Genomic DNA, 16,081 nt, shown 5'->3' on the forward strand with positions numbered 1-16,081 from the left:
GTTTCGCGCCAATTGCGCTTGGTAATTATTTTCCCTGAGGAGGGATTTCAGAGGTGCAGTGCGGGCAGCGGGTTGCTGCGGGATCCACTGGCATCTTGCAGAAAGGACACAGGGTTTCGGGTGCCTTGGGTGTTTCTTTCTTGAATTTGTTCAGTACAGAGATCAGGCAGAAAATAACGAAAGCCATAATGACAAAGTCGATGACGTTGGTCAGGAATTTGCCATAGGCGATAACCGGCAGTTTGGCTGCAGTTGCTTCGGCCAAGGTGTCCACTTTCTTGCTGGACAGATTAATAAAAAGATTGCTGAAATCCACCCCGCCAATCAACATACCCAAAGGAGGCATAATGATATCAGAAACGGCAGAAGCCACAATCTTACCGAAAGCGCCGCCGATGATAACGCCGACTGCCATGTCAACTACGTTGCCTCTTAATGCAAATGCTTTAAACTCTTTTAAAAATTCTCCCATTGTATCCCTTCTTTCTCAATTTTCCATGGCAATTCACGGAGTTATAACAAATTAATATCTGTTATTTACCTGTTATTATACTATACATTTTTTCCGTTCTCAAGCCTGGAAAACCAAAAAGTGTAAAAGGGCTATGTATAAATTCCTCAGGTTAGTAAAAGGCCTCCCCGCCGGACAAATCCGGCTGGGGAGGTCAGGTTTGCCTATGGTTATTTCTTAGGCGGCAGGATTTCCAGCCAGTAATTGTCCGGGTCCGTAATAAAATAAATTCCCATAGCCGGGTTTTCGAAGCAGATGCACCCCATTTTCTCATGCTTGGCATGGGCAGCGGCAAAATCATCGGTTTCAAAAGCCAGGTGGAATTCGTTATCTCCCAGATTATAGGGCTCTTTCCGGTCTTTGAGCCAGGTGAGTTCCAGCAGGTGGCTGGTAGTATGGTCACCCAGATAAACGATGGTGAAATCCGGGGCTTCAATCCGCCGGGCTTCTTCCAGGCCCAGGGCTTCCTTATAGAAGGCCAGGCTCTTTTGCAAATCCAGCACATTCAGATTGTTATGCACAAATTTAAAGTTCATGTTACACCTCATTTTCCGTATTCATCGCTGCCTTTTTAGCGGCCAGGCTTTGTTTCCGCTTGGAAGCCAGGGAGAAGCAGGAGCCCAACAGAATCAGACCGATGCCCACCTGCATATTCAGGGTGATGGGTTCACCGATGAACAGCCAGGCCATAAAAGAGGTCAGAATGGGTTTAATGTAGAAGGCCAGGGAGGCCGTAGCCGGGTTGGTATATTCCATGGCCAGGAAATAGCTGGCGTAGCCTACACCGGTTACCATCACGGCAATATAGGCCAGGGGCGGAATATGGGCCCAGGTCAGGCCTGCAATAATGGGAATGTGGGTAAAGACCTTCAGGCCGGTATCCAGCAGCAAATCCCGCACTGCGGGCAATTCCGTCAGGTAAATCAGCACAAACATTTCCAGGCTGCCGCACAGGAAACTGAAGCTGGTCATGGCAATGCCGCCAAACCGCTGGCTCTTTTTCCGGCCGGCAATACCATACAAAGCAAAAAATACGGCAGAAAGCAGAATCAGGATAATGCTCAGTTCGTTGCCTGCCAGGTTGGTAGGATCAGCAATGCAGACAATCCCGGCAAAACTGGCAATCAGGGACAACACGGTAAGCTTGTCAATGGGCTCTCCCAGCAGAAAGTAGGCAAACAGCACCACAAATACCGGGTTGCAGCTGAAAATAACGCCGGCAACGGAAGCTTTGCCATAGACCACGGCCAATTGGTAGAGGATCATGCTGACCACAACACCCAAGAAGCCGGTAAAGCAGAAAAAGCCCATATCCTGCTTATTCAGGGTCACATTGCGTTTTTTCAGGGCCTTCAGGGCCATGGGCAAAAGCACCAAGCCGCCAATCAGGAAGCGTAAGAAGGTGATCTGCACAGGATGGAATACTCCGGCATAGAATTTCAGAACCGTTTCCATGGTTCCAAACAATACGGCCGTTACCAATACGAAAAAATATCCCTTATTCACTTGTTAGATTCCCCTCTATTTGTATTGGCTGGGATTATTCTTCTCCAAGAATGCGGACTTCGGGCTCCAGCCATACGCCGCTGACCGCAAACACTTTCTCCCGGATCTGGGCCATCAGCTCCAAAATTTCGGAAGCGGTAGCGTGACCACAGTTGATCACAAATCCAGTATGTTTTTCAGACACTTGTGCGTCCCCTACCCGGTAGCCCCGGAGACCGGCCTGATCAATCAGGGCGGCGGCAAAGTGGCCCGGAGGACGCTTGAAGGTGCTTCCCGCACTGGGGAAGTTCAGAGGCTGCTTGGTCAGGCGCTTCTGGGTAAAAGTATCCATGGCGGCGCAGATTTCCGGGGTATTGCCCGGCTTCAGCGCCAATTCGGCTTCCAACAGCATATCGCCGCTGTCCTGGAGGGCCGTATGACGATAGCTGAAGGCCAATTCTTCGTGGGACAGGGTCTTCAGATTACCAGCCGCATCAATAACGGTGGCAGAATTCACCAGCTCCCCGATTTCTCCGCCGTAGGCACCTGCGTTCATCACCACAGCACCGCCCAGAGAGCCGGGAATGCCAATGGCAAATTCCAAACCGCTGAGACCATATTCTGCAGCTCGGGCAGCCAGGGTGCTTAAAGAAACCCCTGCCTGGCAGCGGATGGTGTTGGAAGAATCCACCCGGGACAGTTCCCGAAGGCTATTGCCCAATTTAATGACCACGCCGCGAATGCCTTTATCCCGCACCAGCAGGTTGGACCCGTTGCCCATCACTACCAGGGGCAGGGCTTCGGCCTGGATGGCCTTCAGCAGCTCCGGCAGGCCATCAATGGTATCGGGGGTAATGAGTACGTCCGCCGGTCCGCCCACCCGAAAGGAGGTGTGCCGGGCCATAGGAGCATTCAATTGATACTTCCCCGGAAAATTTCTTTCCAAGTAGGAAAGGAAAGGCTGCATTCCCATTATTCAACAGCTTCCTTAATGGTGTCGCCCAGAGTTTTGGACAAATCGCCAATCATCATTTGAAAACGGATGTAGTTTTGGATGTATTCGCTGGCTACAGGATTGAGCTGCAACACGCCGTACAGCTTCTGCATCTTTTCGATTTGTTCTTTTGGGGGTTCTTTGCCTTGGTATTGGAGCAGTTCAATTTCAGATTTTTGTTTCAGAAAGTCTTTTACCAAGGGTTCGGCACTGCTGTCACCCTTCAGTTTGGCTTTCACGTCCTGCATCATTTTGTACTCGTGGGATTCTTTGATGGCTTTGCAAAGGTTATTCATTTCATCATATACGTTCATAGGGTCTTCCTCCTAATATATAGTAGATATTCTGTTTGTATTGTACCATACACCGCACAAACAGCCAAATTATTATAGCACGTCTGTATTTTTATTGCACCTGTACATTGAGAATTTGATAGCGGCTGCCGGCATCGTAGTCAAAATGCCACCATTCCATATCGCTGCCGGTAAAGCCGGCCAGGGTCATCTGCTGCCGCAAAAGATCCCGGAGCCAGCGCTGCTTTTGGGTGCCGCCGGGGAACTGGGCGTATTGGGCCGGGGAGAGCTCGTCAAAGTCGGAAATCATCGGTACTTCCGCGCCAGAGCTCAGGTCGTACAGGCTCACGTCCACCGAACGGCCGGAATTGTGGGAATAGCCTTCTTCGGCCTTGGGCAGCATGGCGGCATTTTTGGTGCCAAGAGCAAGGGTGGCGGTCTTAAAGTCGCTCCAGGAGCGGTAGGCTTCCCAGATAACCAAGCCATAGCCGTAGGGTTTCAGGGCCGTCTGCACCCGTCCCAGGGCCTGGGCTGCATTCCGGTCCAAATAGGCATGGGTGCTGGTGACCAGCGGCGTACCAAACAGGTTGTTGTCCGTGGTATAGCGCAGGTCGTACTGCAGACCGGGAACTACGGAGCTCAGCTCCACCAGGTCAGCGGTCTTGTCGTAGGGCAGGTTGGGCGGCGCAGCCTTTTGGGCTTCCTGCCGCAGCTGGTCCATAGGGGCCGCTGGGGTAATCCGGATGGGCTTGCCGTTTTCACCGCCGGCAAAGTACCGGGTGTAGCTTCTTTGGCCAATGACCAGGCTGATGCCCTGCCCCCGGGAGTCCCGGTCAAAGCGTATGTCGTTTTCCGCATCGGTATTGGGCCCCACTTCCCGCAGGGCATAGGAATCGTAATGGTTCTTGGTCAGGGCAAATTCGTTGCTTTGGGTGAAGTCCTTATCTCCCTGCTGGAACCGATACAGGATTTCCAGGTGGCCGTCCCGCTCCCGTACCGCCAGAGATTCCCCGCCTGAACGGTAGAAGCCAATCAGGGCGGCTTCATCCTGGGGCAGTTCTTCCGGCTGCCAGACGGCAGCCAGGGCGGTGCAGGAAAGGCTCAGGCTAAGGCACAGGGCCCCAGCCAGGGCAGTGAGTTTCGTATGCTTCATGGAGATTCCTCCTTTACTTCTCGATGGTATCGTCGTCCGGCAGAGGGTGAACATTTTCCACCACTTCTGCCTCCCGGGTGGTGCCGGGCTGGGGCGCATGCTGGTCACAGGGCGGGAAAGTAATGACAAAGCTGGTTCCCTTCCCCACCTGGCTTTGGACTTGGACCTTGGCCTTGTGGATCCGGATGATTTCCCGGCCGATGGCAAGGCCCAGGCCGGTACCCGGAATATGCCGGGAATGGGATTTGTCCGCCTTGTAGAACCGTTCCCAAATGTAGGGAATGTCCTCCTCGGGGATGCCATAGCCCTGATCGCTGACAGTGAGCTCGGTGCTTTGGTCCGGATTTTGGGTGACCTTGAAGGTAATCACCGAGCTGTCCGGAGAGTACTTCATGGCGTTGTCCCCCAGGATCATCACCAGCTGGTACAGCCGGTCTCCGTTGCCATAGACGTACAGGCTGTCGTCCAGGTACCGGTCCAGGCGGATGTCCCGCTGATGGGCTCGGCCTTCCAGCATATTTACCACGGCTTCCACTACCTGGGCCAAGGGAATGGGTTCCATTTCTTCCCCTTCTCCCTTCTGCAGCCGGCTGATATCCAGCAGTTCGTTAATCAGCCGCTCCAGGCGCAGGGTTTCATCGTTGATCAGCTTGCGGTATTTTTTGATGTCTTCGGGATCCGTAATGGTTCCGTCAGAAATGGCTTCATTATAGCCTTGGATAATGGTAATGGGAGTCCGAAGCTCGTGGGATACGTTAGCCACAAAGTCCCGGCGCATCTTTTCCATTTTTTTCGTTTTCAGTACGAACTGTTCCAGGTCCCGGCTCAGAGAGTTCAGGGAGCGGCCCAGGTCAGCAATTTCGTCGTCCCCGTCTACAATGACCTTCAGGGAATAATCCCCAGAAGCTATGGCCTTGGCGCTGTTTTTCATGGAAATCAGGGGCTGGACCATGCGTTTGGTCAGGCTGCGGACGATAACCATGCTGATAATCAGGGCGATAATCCCCACGCCAATGGTGTACAGGTAAATATCCTTTAGAACCTTATTCAGGCCCCCAATGGAAGAGGCCAAGAGAATGGCGCCGGTCTGAAGGCCGTGGGAATCGGTAAGGGGCAAACCCACCATCAGCACCTGTTCCTTATAATAGGGGTGGAAAATCCGGGCGTTCACCCGGTCACCATGGTATACCTGGGTGATGATGTCCTTCACCTGGTCGCTTAGAGGCCCGCCGTCCCGGAGCTGCTGGTCGATGGCGGTAATGGACTTCTGCCATTTTTCCCGGCGCTTGGCTTCCCGCTCCAGGTTGGAGGGAGAGGCTGCTTCGCCATCTTCGGACGAAGATTCGGAGGCACCAATGAGCTCGTACTGGGTATTGAACAACCAGATCCGGGCACCAATCAGCTGGTCCATAGAGGTCAGGTACTGGCGCAGGTTGGTCTTGTCCATGTCCATGGCATTGAAATACCGGACCATCATGGCCACCTGGCTGCCCTTGTCGTTCAGTTCGGCTTCCTTGGCCCTGAAGAAATAGTCGGTAATCAGATAAGACAGGCCAATGGAAATGCCCACGATAATAACCACAATAAGGCCCATGTAACTGTACATGAGCCTGGTTGATAATGACTTTTTCACTTTTTGACCTCGAACTTGTAGCCAACGCCCCAAACGGTCATGATATCCCAGCTAGAATCCGGGGGAATATCCAGTTTGTGACGCACCCGTTTGATATGGGTGTCTACGGTACGGGTATCGCCATAGTAGGTGTAGCCCCAAATCTTTTCCAGGAGCTGGTTCCGGGAGAACACGATGCCGGGGTTGGAGGCCAGGCACCACAGCAGTTCCATTTCCTTGGCGGTGAAGGTAATTTCCCGACCGAAAGCAACGACTCTGTATTCACTCAAGTTGATCATCAGGTTGGGATACTCCAGGACCTGCTTGTTGGAGCTGGAGATGGACTGGCTGGTACGCCGCAGCACAGCCTTGACCCGAGCCACCACCTCACGGGTATTGAAGGGTTTGGAGATGTAATCGTCCGCACCAATTTCCAGACCCAGGATGCGGTCATCGTCGGAATCTTTGGCGGTGAGCATGATAATAGGCACATCAGAAATCTTCCGGACCTGTTTGCATACTTCCAGGCCGTCCAGCACGGGCATCATAATATCCAGCAGGATAATGTCGGGTTTACCGGCCTGTACCTGCACCAGAGCTTCTGCTCCATCTGCTGCTTCAATGACTTTAAAGCCTTCTTTTTTGAAATACAGGCTCAAAATCTCACGAATCTGAGCCTCATCATCGGCAATCAATACGGTTTGTTGTCTTTCCATAGTTAATACCCCTCTGTTCTGGCAGAAAACTGCCGGATTGATGGGCCGCCTTTTACGGCTGTCCAAGGGCCCTAAAGGAAAACCTCAGGGCGGAACATTCCCCTTATTATACCTGTTTTTAGCAAAAAGGGACGTGTTTTTTAGAAAAATACTTTAGATTTTTTTGCGCATCCACTGATGAGGTACGCCTTCCTCGTCTTCAACGGGCCCGTACTCCTGGTAACCCAGGGTATGGTAAAAATGCTGGGCCCGGCATTGGGCGTGGAGAATCACGGACTGACCGCCCAGGGCAGCAACGGCCTTTTCGCTTTCTTCCACTACGACAGAGCCTAATCCGGTTCCCCGGCGGCTTTTGTCCACACAGATGCGGCCCAGAATATACTTCTGAGGTGCGTCTCCAGGAAAGAAGCGGCTGCAGGCCACAGGCTGGTCTCCGTCAAAAAGCACTCCATGGGTGCAGGTCTTGTCTACATCATCGAATTCCACCTGAAAGCCCTGTTCTTTGACGAAAACGGCTTCCCGCAGGGCCTTGGCCTCTGGAGGAAGGAAAGCATAGGTTTTAAATTCCATATGGGTAAGTCTCTCCTTTGCGAATGGGCAGCGTGCTAAACAGCACTCCCGTAGTAATTATTCGAGCTAATAGATGGGATTCCTTTTCCTGCTGGAGCAGGATTTTTTATACAAAATACATTTTGCATAGGATACTGCAAAAAGATGAAAATTGTGTGAAGATATGGGAAAAAGTTTTCAGCTTTGGAAACTGCTTGTGAAACTCCGTCAGTCAACAGCTGGAAAAAAGTTGGTTGAACCTCCTCAGTCAGCCCCGCAACGCTTTGCGGTCGCATCCAAATATCCTTACAAGTTGACCAGGGATATTTGGAACATGCGACCCATGTGATAGCAGCCCAAGAAGCAAGCCCGTAGGGCGCAGCTGATTGGAGAGCGGCGAACCACTAAGGAGACCAATAAGCAAAAAGTAAAAAGGCATCAGATCAGCAGAGCTGCTTTACCTCTGCCAATCTGATGCCCGCATTCCTTGTGCCTATTTTTTCTGCCTCAGCCGTAAATATTCCTTCTTCAGGGCTGCAAAGGTTTCATCGCTGATATCATGTTCGATTTTACAGGCATCTTCTTCTGCGTGGTCCTGGGATACCCCCAGGGACACCAGAATGTGGGTCAGGACCTGATGCCTTTCGTAAATTCTCTCGGCAATATCACGTCCAGCTTCCGTCAAATTGATAAAGCCGGATTCATCCACCGTAACCAGACCTTCTTGACGAAATTTTTTCATAGCAATGCTGATGGTAGGTTTGGAATAGCCCATTTCGTTGGCCACGTCAATGGAGCGCACCAATCCCAGGCGATTCTTCAGTACAAGGATGGTTTCCAGATACATTTCTGCTGCTTCATGTACTTCCATGGTTTCACCTAATTTCTTGTCAAGAATTGCACATAGATAATCTTCTATGCATTACCAATATTATAGCCTATTTATCCACGGGACGCAAACCTGCGTTCATAAACATTCTATAAACAATGGAAAATAAAGGAAAAAGCAGTGTTTGTTCAGGGATTTATGATCAATCTCATGAATAAACACTGCTTTGTGTTCTTTTAGAGGACTCGGCAGGCTCCGATATAGCGGGCACCGAAATACCCGGAAAATACATTGGACACTGTCACGCCCGTACTGCTTCCGGCTTGGAGCATTTGTCCGTTGCCAATATAAATGCCGCAGTGGGAAGGCCCCGGTTCGTAGGTCTCAAAGAAGACCAGGTCGCCCGGCTGCAGGTTGCTGGCAGAAACTTTCGGATAGCTGTAGTACTGTGCATCAGCCGTTCTGGGGATATCCACCCCGATTTGGCGGAACACGTACTGGGTGTACCCGGAGCAGTCAAACCCCCAAGGGGTCGTACCACCGAATACATAGGGTACGCCAACGTAATCATAGGCGGTGGAAATCAAAGACCGCACCATGCCCGTATTGGCACCATACCCATAACCATAGCCCCGGCTGACACCGTAGTCAGACCGTCTGGAGGGCATCCGTTTTCCCATCAGCTTGGAGTAGGTGTAATCGCCTACCACCCCGTCAGCTTCCAAACCCATGCTGGCCTGGTATTTTTTAACGGCGGCTGCCGTATCGGCCCCATACACCCCGTCGGGAATACCATTATAATAGCCCAGGTCGGAAAGCTCGTTCTGAATCTCGGCTACATCAGGTCCTGATGTACCCACATTGTAACTGGCAAAAACGCTTTGCGCCGGTAATGCCACGGCCATTGTTGTGGCTGCGAGCATCACTCCCAGCATCATCCTCCTAAAAATGATAAACACATCCTCTCGATTCGCCTACGAGGTTAGCTGCCGGGTGCGGGTCGAGATACCCTATTCCGAAGAAATTAACCCCACTTTGGTTCCCCCGCTCGTATCACTACGATTCGGCGTTTTGTATATTCTGTTGTTTTCACCGAACTCCATTATAGCAATTCTGCCGTGGACTGTCTATTCTTTGTCCTTATTTTTCACTAGATGTTCACGAACTATATATAGAGGTCTTTGTTTAACTTCATCAAAAATGCGTCCCACGTATTCCCCTACAATGCCGATGCCCAGGAGCTCTGTACCACCTAAAAAGAACTCTGCAGCGGCCAGTGTGGTCCATCCAGGGACAGCGTCTTGAATAATGTATTTTACGTACAATACGTGTAACAAAAGTAACAGCGAACCCAGGCCAAAAATCAGTCCCGCATATAGTGCCCACCGTAGAGGGACACGGGAGAAACCAGTGATACCATCTAGGGCAAAGCGGAGCATTTTTCGCAGATTAAATTTGGAATGTCCTGCAAACCGGGGCGGTGCCACAAAATCAATGGTGGTGACCTTAAAGCCCAGGTTATTGACCATGCCCCGAATAAAACGGGCCCTCTCCCGGTAGAGCCGGAAGGCCTGTACGGCCTTTTTGTCCATCAGGCGGAAGTCGGAGCCGCCGGGGGTAATACGGACTTCGGACATGGTATTGATGAGTTTGTAGTACATCTTAGAGGTAAACCGCTTAAAAAAGCTGGCGTCTTCGGTGGTGAGGCGTACGGTCTGGACAATTTCCCAGCCTTCTTCCCATAGCTTCAGAAGCTGGGGAATCATTTCCGGCGGGTGCTGCAGATCTCCGTCCATAGAAATCACCGCATCTCCGGAGGCATGGTCCAGGCCGCAGGTAAGAGCCAGCTGGTGGCCAAAGTTCCGGGCAAACAGGTAGGCTTGGACATGGGAGTCCTTGTCCACCAGTTCCTGGAGCAAAATGGGGCTCCGGTCTGAGGAACCATCGTCAATGAACAAAAGCTCGTAGTCATAAGGAAAAGGCGCCATTACTTTCGTAATGCGCCTGTAGAATTCCCCGATATTCTCTTGTTCGTTAAAGACCGGAACTACAAAGGAAACCTTCTTCATTCTTGTCTTTCTCCTTTAGAATACCTTGTGCAGCTGCCGTTGGCAGCCGCGTTATTGCAAATTATAAAGTTCTCAGGGTCTGTTCAAAGACTTCCTTGGGCTGTACGCCAACAAAGCGCTGCACCGTTTGGCCGCCTTTAAAGACGATGACGGTAGGAATGGCGGAAACGCCAAATTTCTGGGCCACTTCCGGCACCTGATCCACGTCCAGTTTGGCAACCTGGACCTCAGGATAGTCGTTGGCCAATTCTTCGATTACAGGAGCCAGCATCCGGCAAGGACCGCACCAGGTAGCCCAAAAGTCCACCATCACGGGTTTCTCGCTTTTTTGGATCAGCACATCAAAACCAGCTTTATCACCAATATGCAGTAATTCCATGGTTATAACCTCCTTAAAATAGGATGTGAGTGCTCACTAAGCCGAGTTCTGTATGTGATAATCATTTATCTAGTCCTGCAGTTGCCTGCAGGCTCAAGCGACACACCCGGAAGGATCAGCGGGCCGCTTCATCCCTTCCCTATTTGGTCTTGCTCCGAATGGGGTTTACCAAGCCAGCCAATCACTTGACTGCTGGTGCGCTCTTACCGCACCGTTTCATCCTTACCGGCAAGCCGGCGGTTTGTTTTCTGTGGCACTTTCCTTAGGGTCGCCCCCACTGGACGTTATCCAGCATTCTGCCCTGCGGAGCTCGGACTTTCCTCATCAGCTGTTACGCTGCCGCGATTATCTTTCACACTCACATTAGAACACTGTACCATAGGTACCGATTTCCGTCAAGCTTTGTACAGATACCGCTGTAACATTTTGTCGAACTCCCAGCTGTCCGGGCGTTCTTTTTGGTGAAATTGATTCATTACAGAATCCACTTCGTCTGCGTAGTGAACAATGAAGGCTTCCTTGGTGGCGCAGGGCACCGGGGAACCTTTTTCCTGATCTCCATGGTGGGAAAGCAGAATGTGGAGCAGCTTCTGGCGCAGCTCCGGGCTGATTTCCGGAATCTTCCGGGCGGCCCGGTCCACGGCCATGGCGCCAATGGAGATGTGCCCCATCAGGCGGCCTTCGGTGGTGTACGGGAAGCCAATTTCCCCAGAGATTTCCCGGATTTTGCCCACGTCGTGGAGCAGGGCTCCGGCAATAATCAGGTCCATATCCACGTCCCCAATGGTGCTGCCCATGGCGGCAGCCAGTTTGGTCATGGAAACCGTGTGGTGCAGCAGACCGCCCACATAGGCGTGGTGCAGCCGGGTACCGGCTGGGTTGCGCAGGAAACGGGTCAGGGTATCCCCGGAAAGAATGGTGTGCACCAGTTTTTCCAGGCCCGGGTGCTGAATCCGTCGCATCCAGGTCTTTAGCTCCAGGGTGAGCTGGTCCAGGTCGATATTCCCGCTGGGCAGCAGCACGGACAGGTCCATATCGGGGCTCACGGAGGCTGCCTCGTGGACGATGACCTGAAGACCCATCTGGTTGGAATATTTGTTGATATCCACCTTCCCTGAGATTTGGCAGGGGGACGGAGCGGTCAGACTCCGCAGCCGGCTGATGGGACCGGCTTCAAAACAGATAAAGGGAACAGAGCCGCTGTTGTCTTCCAGCACGCCCTTGGCATAGGCCTTGCCATTGGAGGAAGTGCCAATCTTTTGCAGGCGGACCAGACAAGGCTGTTCCATGGCATTTCCCAATTGCAGATCCTTAATCATGGGCGCACCCCTTACACGTTCTGAAGCAGCCGGTCTTCGTGAGCCCGGATGACTTCAAAATGGCGGTCGTTTTCAGCGCCCCAGGCTTTCAGCCGTTCTTCCAGGGCATCGATTACGGGCATTTCCGTCAGCTGGTGGGTGCCGTCGACAATGTTCAGGCCCAGGTTTACAGCCTTTTGGGCCACGTGGTACTTCACATCGCCGGTAACCAGGGTATCAGCGCCGGCTGCCAGGGCATCTTCCATGAAGTCACTGCCGCTGCCGCCTACTACGGCTACCTTGAAGACGGGTTCGTCCCCACCGGCAAAGGTCAGGTGCTCGGCACCCAGGTTGTCCCGCACCAGGGCGACAAAGTCAGCCAGTTCCATAGGCTGGGGCAGCACGCCGATCCGGGCCAGGCCCTGTTCGGGGCAGTCCTTGCGGGGAATTTCCTGGACATCTTCCAGGCCCAGCTTGGCAGCCAGCACGTCGTTAACCCCGCCTTTGGCTGCATCCAGGTTGGTATGGGCAGCGTATACAGCGATATCGTGTTTAATCAGTTCGTACAGTACTTCCATTTTGGTGTCCGTAACCGCCAAGGTTTTGGGCAGATGGAAGTAGAAGGGATGGTGGGTGATAATCAGGTCCACTTCTTCTTCAATGGCTTGTTCGGCCACTTCGGGCATCAGGTCCAGGGCAACCAGAATCTTGTGCACAGGGGCAGGCAGGTGACCCAAGAGCAGGCCAGGGTTATCCCAGCTTTCGGCATAATGGACCGGTGCCAATTCGTTCATGAGAATACAAATGTCAGTTACCGTTGTTTCCACGTAAAATCTCCTCCAATTGTTTTGCTGTTTCTTGATATTCCCGGTATTGGGGCGTATGGATGGCCCGAGGGCTTTTTTCCATGCTGGCAAGCAGCTTGAGATACTTGTCCTGCAGCTGGGTCACAAAGGGCTCCAGCAGGGGATGGTGCTGGTCAACCAGGTCCTGACCCACCAGATAGCAGGTGCCGGGATACTTCCAGCCGGGCTGGGGTTTCAGTACCAGAATCTCGTACAGACGCTCCCCTTCCTGGGCCAGGTCTTCGTGCGCTATGGCCCAGCCATGCTGCTCGCACCAGTGCCGCAAAAGGGCGCTGTCGCTCATGGGCTGGAGTACCAGAGCCTGGCAGCTGGGATGCTGCCACACCTGGGGGGACTCGTCCAAAATCTGGACCATGGTCCCCGCCCCCATGCCGCAGATGGCAAACACCTGGCACTCCCCAGGCTGCACCACAGTGAGGCCGGAGCCCAGGCGAACGTCAAGCTTGCCAGTGAAGCCAAAGCTATGGACGGTTTTCCGGGCAGCCTCGCAGGGCCCGGGCACCACGTCCCCGGCCACGGCTTTTTCAATTTTGCACTGCTGGAGCAGAAGCACCGGCAGGTAGGCATGATCCGTACCAATGTCGGCAAAGCTGCTGCAGGGCGGGATATTGCGGGCGACTGTTTCCAGCCGTGCACCAAAATGCATAGGGTTCTCCTTTTCCTGGCTAGGCCAGGGGTATCTCTTCCAGGTATTTCCGGGTATCGTCCAGGCTGGTTACGTCCCGCCAGCCAAAGACCCGGAGTTTCTTGCACAGGGAAAAAGCTTTGGGGTGGCTTTTAATCAGGGCTTTGGCACCCCGCACCATTTCCCGGCCGGTAGGACTGGCCGTATAGCCCTTGAGGGCTTCATCTAGCAAATGGTTGTCCGGCCAATGTTCTCTCAGGCAGCTGTGGACGAACAGAATCAGGTCCAGCACCCGGGGGTCTGCTTCGATGAAGCGCTTTTCATTTTCCCAATCCAGAAAGGTAATGGTATCCGTTTCTTTATTGTAGGCAATGTCCCGGAGTGCCGGCCGGCCGTGGTGCAGCCCCACTTCGTGGAGTTTTGCCAGGGAAATGCCGGCCAGTTTGTAGGCCCGGTCCCGGCAGTCCTGCCAGGGGGCTTCCTTGGCCACGCCCTGCATGGTCTTGCCCACTGCCTTCATGACGAAATAGTCGTCCTGCAGCAGGGCAATTTCCGGTGCCAGGGGAAAATACTGGTTCACCGTCATAATTTTATAAACCTCGCACCAGAAGGCGCCTTCCACACTTTGTTTGGCAAAGGCATTCCGGTGGTTGGAAATTTTTTGTTTGATAAAGTAGTCCTGTCCTTCATAAGAAAAGGACAGCACCCGTTTATCCTTGTGGGCGGCAATGGCCTGGTCCACGGCTTTCTTGAAATCCAGATTGATCATGCCGCGCCTCACTACTCAACGGTCAGGGAGCAGATCAGTTTCCGGGCAGGAAGAATCCGGCCAGGAGCCATGCTCAGCTCGTCCACACCCATGGTGATAAACAGCGGAATCAGGTCGGGGTTGGCTGCGGCTTCCCCGCAGATGCCCACCCAGATGCCGGCTTTGTGACCGTTGTAGATGGTGGCCTGGATCAGCTTTAAAACGGCTTTATGGGCCGGATTGGCCAAGTCTTCCAGGGCCGCGTTCTGCCGGTCCACCGCCAGGGTGTACTGCACCAGGTCGTTGGTGCCAATGCTGAAGAAATCCACCAGGGGCGCCAGGTCTTCACTGATCAGGGCTGCAGCAGGGGGCCCAATCATGACGCCCACTTCCAGGTCAGGGTTAAAAGGAATCCCTTCCTGGGCCAGTTTGATTTTCGTTGCTTCCAGCAGTTCCTTAGAGGCCTGGACTTCGTCCACGGAGGTAATCATGGGGAACATGACAGCTACCTGGCCGTAGGCAGACGCCCGGAGAATGGCCCGCAGCTGGGTGTAGAAAATATCCGGCCGTTTCAGGCAAATCCGGATGGCCCGGAAGCCCAGGGCAGGGTTGGCTTCTTCCGGCAGGTCAAAATAGCCCGCCTTCTTGTCAGCGCCGATATCCAGGGTACGGATAATCAGCCGGCGGCCTTCCATGGCCACCGCCGCATCCCGGTAGGCAGTGAACAGTTCTTCCTCCGTGGGGAAGGTATCCCGGCCCAGGTACAGGAATTCGCTGCGGAACAGGCCAACGCCTTCGGCATCGTTTTCCCGGACCAGGGGCATATCTTCCGGTCCCCCTACGTTGGCGTACAGGGCGATGCCCTTGCCGCTGGCGGTCATGGTGGGCCGGCCCCGGAACTGATCCAGCTCGTGGGCCTTGCCGGAAAGGATTTCCGCCTTTTCCTTAAAGGTTTTCAGAATGCCTTCGTCAGGCTCCAGGAACAGGGCGCCACTGCCCCCGTCCATGGCGGCCAAAATTCCATTCTGCTCCTCCGTCAGGTTCTGCCCGGTGTGGGCAATGGCCGGAATCTTCATAGTCCGAGCCAAAATGGAGGTATGGGAATTGCTGCTGCCTTCGCTGGGGGTCAGGTCATCGGCGTAGATGATGGACGGCCGGGTCAGCAGGCTGGTCCAATCCTTGCCACTGGTCAGCAGTTCGTCCAGTTGGCCGCCGATATCCCGCACGTCCGCAGCCCGTCCCTGCATATATTCGTCGTCCATGGATTCCAGCATGGCCGCAAATTGGGCCGTGGCTTCCCGGGCGGCTGCTTCGGCAGTCAGATGGTCCTGGACCATCAGGGCTTCGCAGGCATCGTTCAGGTCCGGATCCTGGAGCATCAGTTGGTGCACTTCAAAAATGGCGGCTTCTTCTTCCCCGGCTTCCGCCTGGGCTTTCACCCGCAGCTTTTCCAGATTGGTCAGAACCTGCTGCCGGGCGGCCTGAAACCGGGCCACTTCCTGCTCCGGCGCCAGGGTGCTGATAGGAGAAGCGGAGCTTTGGGCCTTGGCGGGTTTTACCAGCAGAGGACCTACGGCAATACCTTCCGAAGCGCCTTTTCCCTCGATTAAGAACATGGGCTGCACCCCCTTAGAGATTGGCACGAATGCAGGTTTCCAGTGCGTGGGCGGCTTCCTTTTCGTCCGGACCTTCCACAGCGATGGTCACTTCCATGCCGGCTTTGATGCCAAGGCCCATAACGGCGAAAATCCGTTTCAGGTCACCGGTTTTGCCGTTGCCGGTCATGGTGCTCTTAGACTGGAATTTAGCAGCTTCCTTCACAAGAAGACCTGCCGGTCTTGCATGAATCCCCTGAGGATCTTGAATCGTATACGTAAATTGAACCATAATCTCCACTCCTTGCTCCGGCTGGGCCGGAAATAATTATTAGCTTTTGCGTTCTCTGTTATTGCTA

General features: G+C 53.4%; 19 protein-coding genes, 1 other RNA gene and 1 riboswitch. All 20 genes read right to left on the reverse strand.

What is annotated here, in order from left to right; translation table 11 throughout:
- Positions 1-25: 25 nt before the first annotated feature.
- The 20 genes from mscL to C7E10_RS01300 all read right to left on the reverse strand — a co-directional run bounded on the left by mscL (position 26) and on the right by C7E10_RS01300 (position 16,014).
- A complete protein-coding gene (gene mscL / locus C7E10_RS01205; RefSeq protein WP_105325570.1) occupies positions 26-472 on the reverse strand; it encodes a large-conductance mechanosensitive channel protein MscL in 447 nt (148 codons plus the stop codon).
- 209 nt (positions 473-681) lie between these two features.
- Positions 682-1,047, reverse strand: a complete 366-nt coding sequence (locus C7E10_RS01210) for a VOC family protein (protein ID WP_105325571.1) — start codon at positions 1,045-1,047, stop codon at positions 682-684.
- Between the two features lies 1 nt (position 1,048).
- Complete coding sequence (locus tag C7E10_RS01215; RefSeq protein WP_105325572.1) at positions 1,049-2,017, reverse strand: DMT family transporter; 969 nt, start codon at positions 2,015-2,017, stop codon at positions 1,049-1,051.
- 34 nt (positions 2,018-2,051) lie between these two features.
- On the reverse strand, positions 2,052-2,969 hold the full coding sequence (gene murB / locus C7E10_RS01220) for a UDP-N-acetylmuramate dehydrogenase (RefSeq protein WP_200820171.1): 918 nt from the start codon (positions 2,967-2,969) through the stop codon (positions 2,052-2,054).
- Complete coding sequence (locus tag C7E10_RS01225; protein WP_105325574.1) at positions 2,969-3,304, reverse strand: YlbF/YmcA family competence regulator; 336 nt, start codon at positions 3,302-3,304, stop codon at positions 2,969-2,971. The genes murB and C7E10_RS01225 overlap by 1 nt, the downstream gene beginning before the upstream one ends.
- Before the next feature lie 91 nt (positions 3,305-3,395).
- On the reverse strand, positions 3,396-4,436 hold the full coding sequence (locus tag C7E10_RS01230; RefSeq protein ID WP_158572297.1) for a M15 family metallopeptidase: 1,041 nt from the start codon (positions 4,434-4,436) through the stop codon (positions 3,396-3,398).
- A 13-nt stretch (positions 4,437-4,449) separates the two neighbouring features.
- The gene (locus tag C7E10_RS01235; protein WP_105325576.1) at positions 4,450-6,069 is read right to left on the reverse strand and encodes a sensor histidine kinase; all 1,620 of its coding nucleotides are present in this window, start codon (positions 6,067-6,069) and stop codon (positions 4,450-4,452) included.
- Entirely contained in the window at positions 6,066-6,764 is a 699-nt protein-coding gene (locus C7E10_RS01240) for a response regulator transcription factor (RefSeq protein ID WP_105325577.1), read from the reverse strand. Before C7E10_RS01240 ends, C7E10_RS01235 begins: the two co-directional genes overlap by 4 nt.
- A gap of 153 nt (positions 6,765-6,917) precedes the next feature.
- Positions 6,918-7,334 (reverse strand): GNAT family N-acetyltransferase, encoded by a 417-nt coding sequence (locus tag C7E10_RS01245; protein WP_105325578.1) that lies wholly within the window; start codon positions 7,332-7,334, stop codon positions 6,918-6,920.
- A 472-nt stretch (positions 7,335-7,806) separates the two neighbouring features.
- Positions 7,807-8,184 carry a metal-dependent transcriptional regulator gene (locus tag C7E10_RS01250; RefSeq protein WP_105325579.1) on the reverse strand — a complete coding sequence of 126 codons (378 nt, stop codon included), beginning with the start codon at positions 8,182-8,184 and terminating at the stop codon, positions 7,807-7,809.
- 194 nt (positions 8,185-8,378) lie between these two features.
- Positions 8,379-9,077 carry a C40 family peptidase gene (locus tag C7E10_RS12430; protein WP_199614429.1) on the reverse strand — a complete coding sequence of 233 codons (699 nt, stop codon included), beginning with the start codon at positions 9,075-9,077 and terminating at the stop codon, positions 8,379-8,381.
- Between the two features lie 22 nt (positions 9,078-9,099).
- Positions 9,100-9,221: riboswitch (cyclic di-AMP (ydaO/yuaA leader) on the reverse strand.
- Between the two features lie 48 nt (positions 9,222-9,269).
- Positions 9,270-10,211, reverse strand: coding sequence for a glycosyltransferase family 2 protein (locus C7E10_RS01260; RefSeq protein ID WP_105325581.1), 942 nt, complete (start codon positions 10,209-10,211; stop codon positions 9,270-9,272).
- A 61-nt stretch (positions 10,212-10,272) separates the two neighbouring features.
- Complete coding sequence (gene trxA / locus C7E10_RS01265; RefSeq protein WP_105325582.1) at positions 10,273-10,590, reverse strand: thioredoxin; 318 nt, start codon at positions 10,588-10,590, stop codon at positions 10,273-10,275.
- Between the two features lie 22 nt (positions 10,591-10,612).
- Positions 10,613-10,951, reverse strand: an RNA gene (rnpB, locus tag C7E10_RS01270) — RNase P RNA component class A.
- A gap of 34 nt (positions 10,952-10,985) precedes the next feature.
- A complete protein-coding gene (locus C7E10_RS01275; protein WP_105325583.1) occupies positions 10,986-11,909 on the reverse strand; it encodes a 3'-5' exoribonuclease YhaM family protein in 924 nt (307 codons plus the stop codon).
- Between the two features lie 11 nt (positions 11,910-11,920).
- Complete coding sequence (locus tag C7E10_RS01280; RefSeq protein ID WP_105325584.1) at positions 11,921-12,715, reverse strand: Nif3-like dinuclear metal center hexameric protein; 795 nt, start codon at positions 12,713-12,715, stop codon at positions 11,921-11,923.
- Positions 12,696-13,400, reverse strand: a complete 705-nt coding sequence (locus C7E10_RS01285) for a tRNA (adenine(22)-N(1))-methyltransferase (protein WP_105325585.1) — start codon at positions 13,398-13,400, stop codon at positions 12,696-12,698. The genes C7E10_RS01280 and C7E10_RS01285 overlap by 20 nt, the downstream gene beginning before the upstream one ends.
- 19 nt (positions 13,401-13,419) lie before the next feature.
- Entirely contained in the window at positions 13,420-14,148 is a 729-nt protein-coding gene (locus C7E10_RS01290; RefSeq protein WP_200820172.1) for a BUD32 family EKC/KEOPS complex subunit, read from the reverse strand.
- Between the two features lie 11 nt (positions 14,149-14,159).
- Complete coding sequence (gene ptsP / locus C7E10_RS01295; protein ID WP_105325586.1) at positions 14,160-15,743, reverse strand: phosphoenolpyruvate--protein phosphotransferase; 1,584 nt, start codon at positions 15,741-15,743, stop codon at positions 14,160-14,162.
- Between the two features lie 13 nt (positions 15,744-15,756).
- Positions 15,757-16,014 (reverse strand): HPr family phosphocarrier protein, encoded by a 258-nt coding sequence (locus tag C7E10_RS01300; protein WP_105325587.1) that lies wholly within the window; start codon positions 16,012-16,014, stop codon positions 15,757-15,759.
- Positions 16,015-16,081 lie beyond the last annotated feature (67 nt).

Source organism: Acidaminococcus hominis (assembly GCF_900291475.1).
GTDB classification, from domain to species: domain Bacteria; phylum Bacillota; class Negativicutes; order Acidaminococcales; family Acidaminococcaceae; genus Acidaminococcus; species Acidaminococcus hominis.

Excerpts from the sequence above, each read along its gene's own strand:
- mscL (WP_105325570.1), bottom strand. The coding sequence starts at position 472 with ATGGGAGAATTTTTAAAAGAGTTTAAAGCATTTGCATTAAGAGGCAAC.
- C7E10_RS01210 (WP_105325571.1), bottom strand. The coding sequence starts at position 1,047 with ATGAACTTTAAATTTGTGCATAACAATCTGAATGTGCTGGATTTGCAA.
- murB (WP_200820171.1), bottom strand. The coding sequence starts at position 2,969 with ATGGGAATGCAGCCTTTCCTTTCCTACTTGGAAAGAAATTTTCCGGGG.
- C7E10_RS01225 (WP_105325574.1), bottom strand. The coding sequence starts at position 3,304 with ATGAACGTATATGATGAAATGAATAACCTTTGCAAAGCCATCAAAGAA.
- C7E10_RS01230 (WP_158572297.1), bottom strand. The coding sequence starts at position 4,436 with ATGAAGCATACGAAACTCACTGCCCTGGCTGGGGCCCTGTGCCTTAGC.
- C7E10_RS01240 (WP_105325577.1), bottom strand. The coding sequence starts at position 6,764 with ATGGAAAGACAACAAACCGTATTGATTGCCGATGATGAGGCTCAGATT.
- C7E10_RS01245 (WP_105325578.1), bottom strand. The coding sequence starts at position 7,334 with ATGGAATTTAAAACCTATGCTTTCCTTCCTCCAGAGGCCAAGGCCCTG.
- C7E10_RS01250 (WP_105325579.1), bottom strand. The coding sequence starts at position 8,184 with ATGGAAGTACATGAAGCAGCAGAAATGTATCTGGAAACCATCCTTGTA.
- C7E10_RS12430 (WP_199614429.1), bottom strand. The coding sequence starts at position 9,077 with ATGCTGGGAGTGATGCTCGCAGCCACAACAATGGCCGTGGCATTACCG.
- C7E10_RS01260 (WP_105325581.1), bottom strand. The coding sequence starts at position 10,211 with ATGAAGAAGGTTTCCTTTGTAGTTCCGGTCTTTAACGAACAAGAGAAT.
- trxA (WP_105325582.1), bottom strand. The coding sequence starts at position 10,590 with ATGGAATTACTGCATATTGGTGATAAAGCTGGTTTTGATGTGCTGATC.
- C7E10_RS01275 (WP_105325583.1), bottom strand. The coding sequence starts at position 11,909 with ATGATTAAGGATCTGCAATTGGGAAATGCCATGGAACAGCCTTGTCTG.
- C7E10_RS01285 (WP_105325585.1), bottom strand. The coding sequence starts at position 13,400 with ATGCATTTTGGTGCACGGCTGGAAACAGTCGCCCGCAATATCCCGCCC.
- C7E10_RS01290 (WP_200820172.1), bottom strand. The coding sequence starts at position 14,148 with ATGATCAATCTGGATTTCAAGAAAGCCGTGGACCAGGCCATTGCCGCC.
- ptsP (WP_105325586.1), bottom strand. The coding sequence starts at position 15,743 with ATGTTCTTAATCGAGGGAAAAGGCGCTTCGGAAGGTATTGCCGTAGGT.
- C7E10_RS01300 (WP_105325587.1), bottom strand. The coding sequence starts at position 16,014 with ATGGTTCAATTTACGTATACGATTCAAGATCCTCAGGGGATTCATGCA.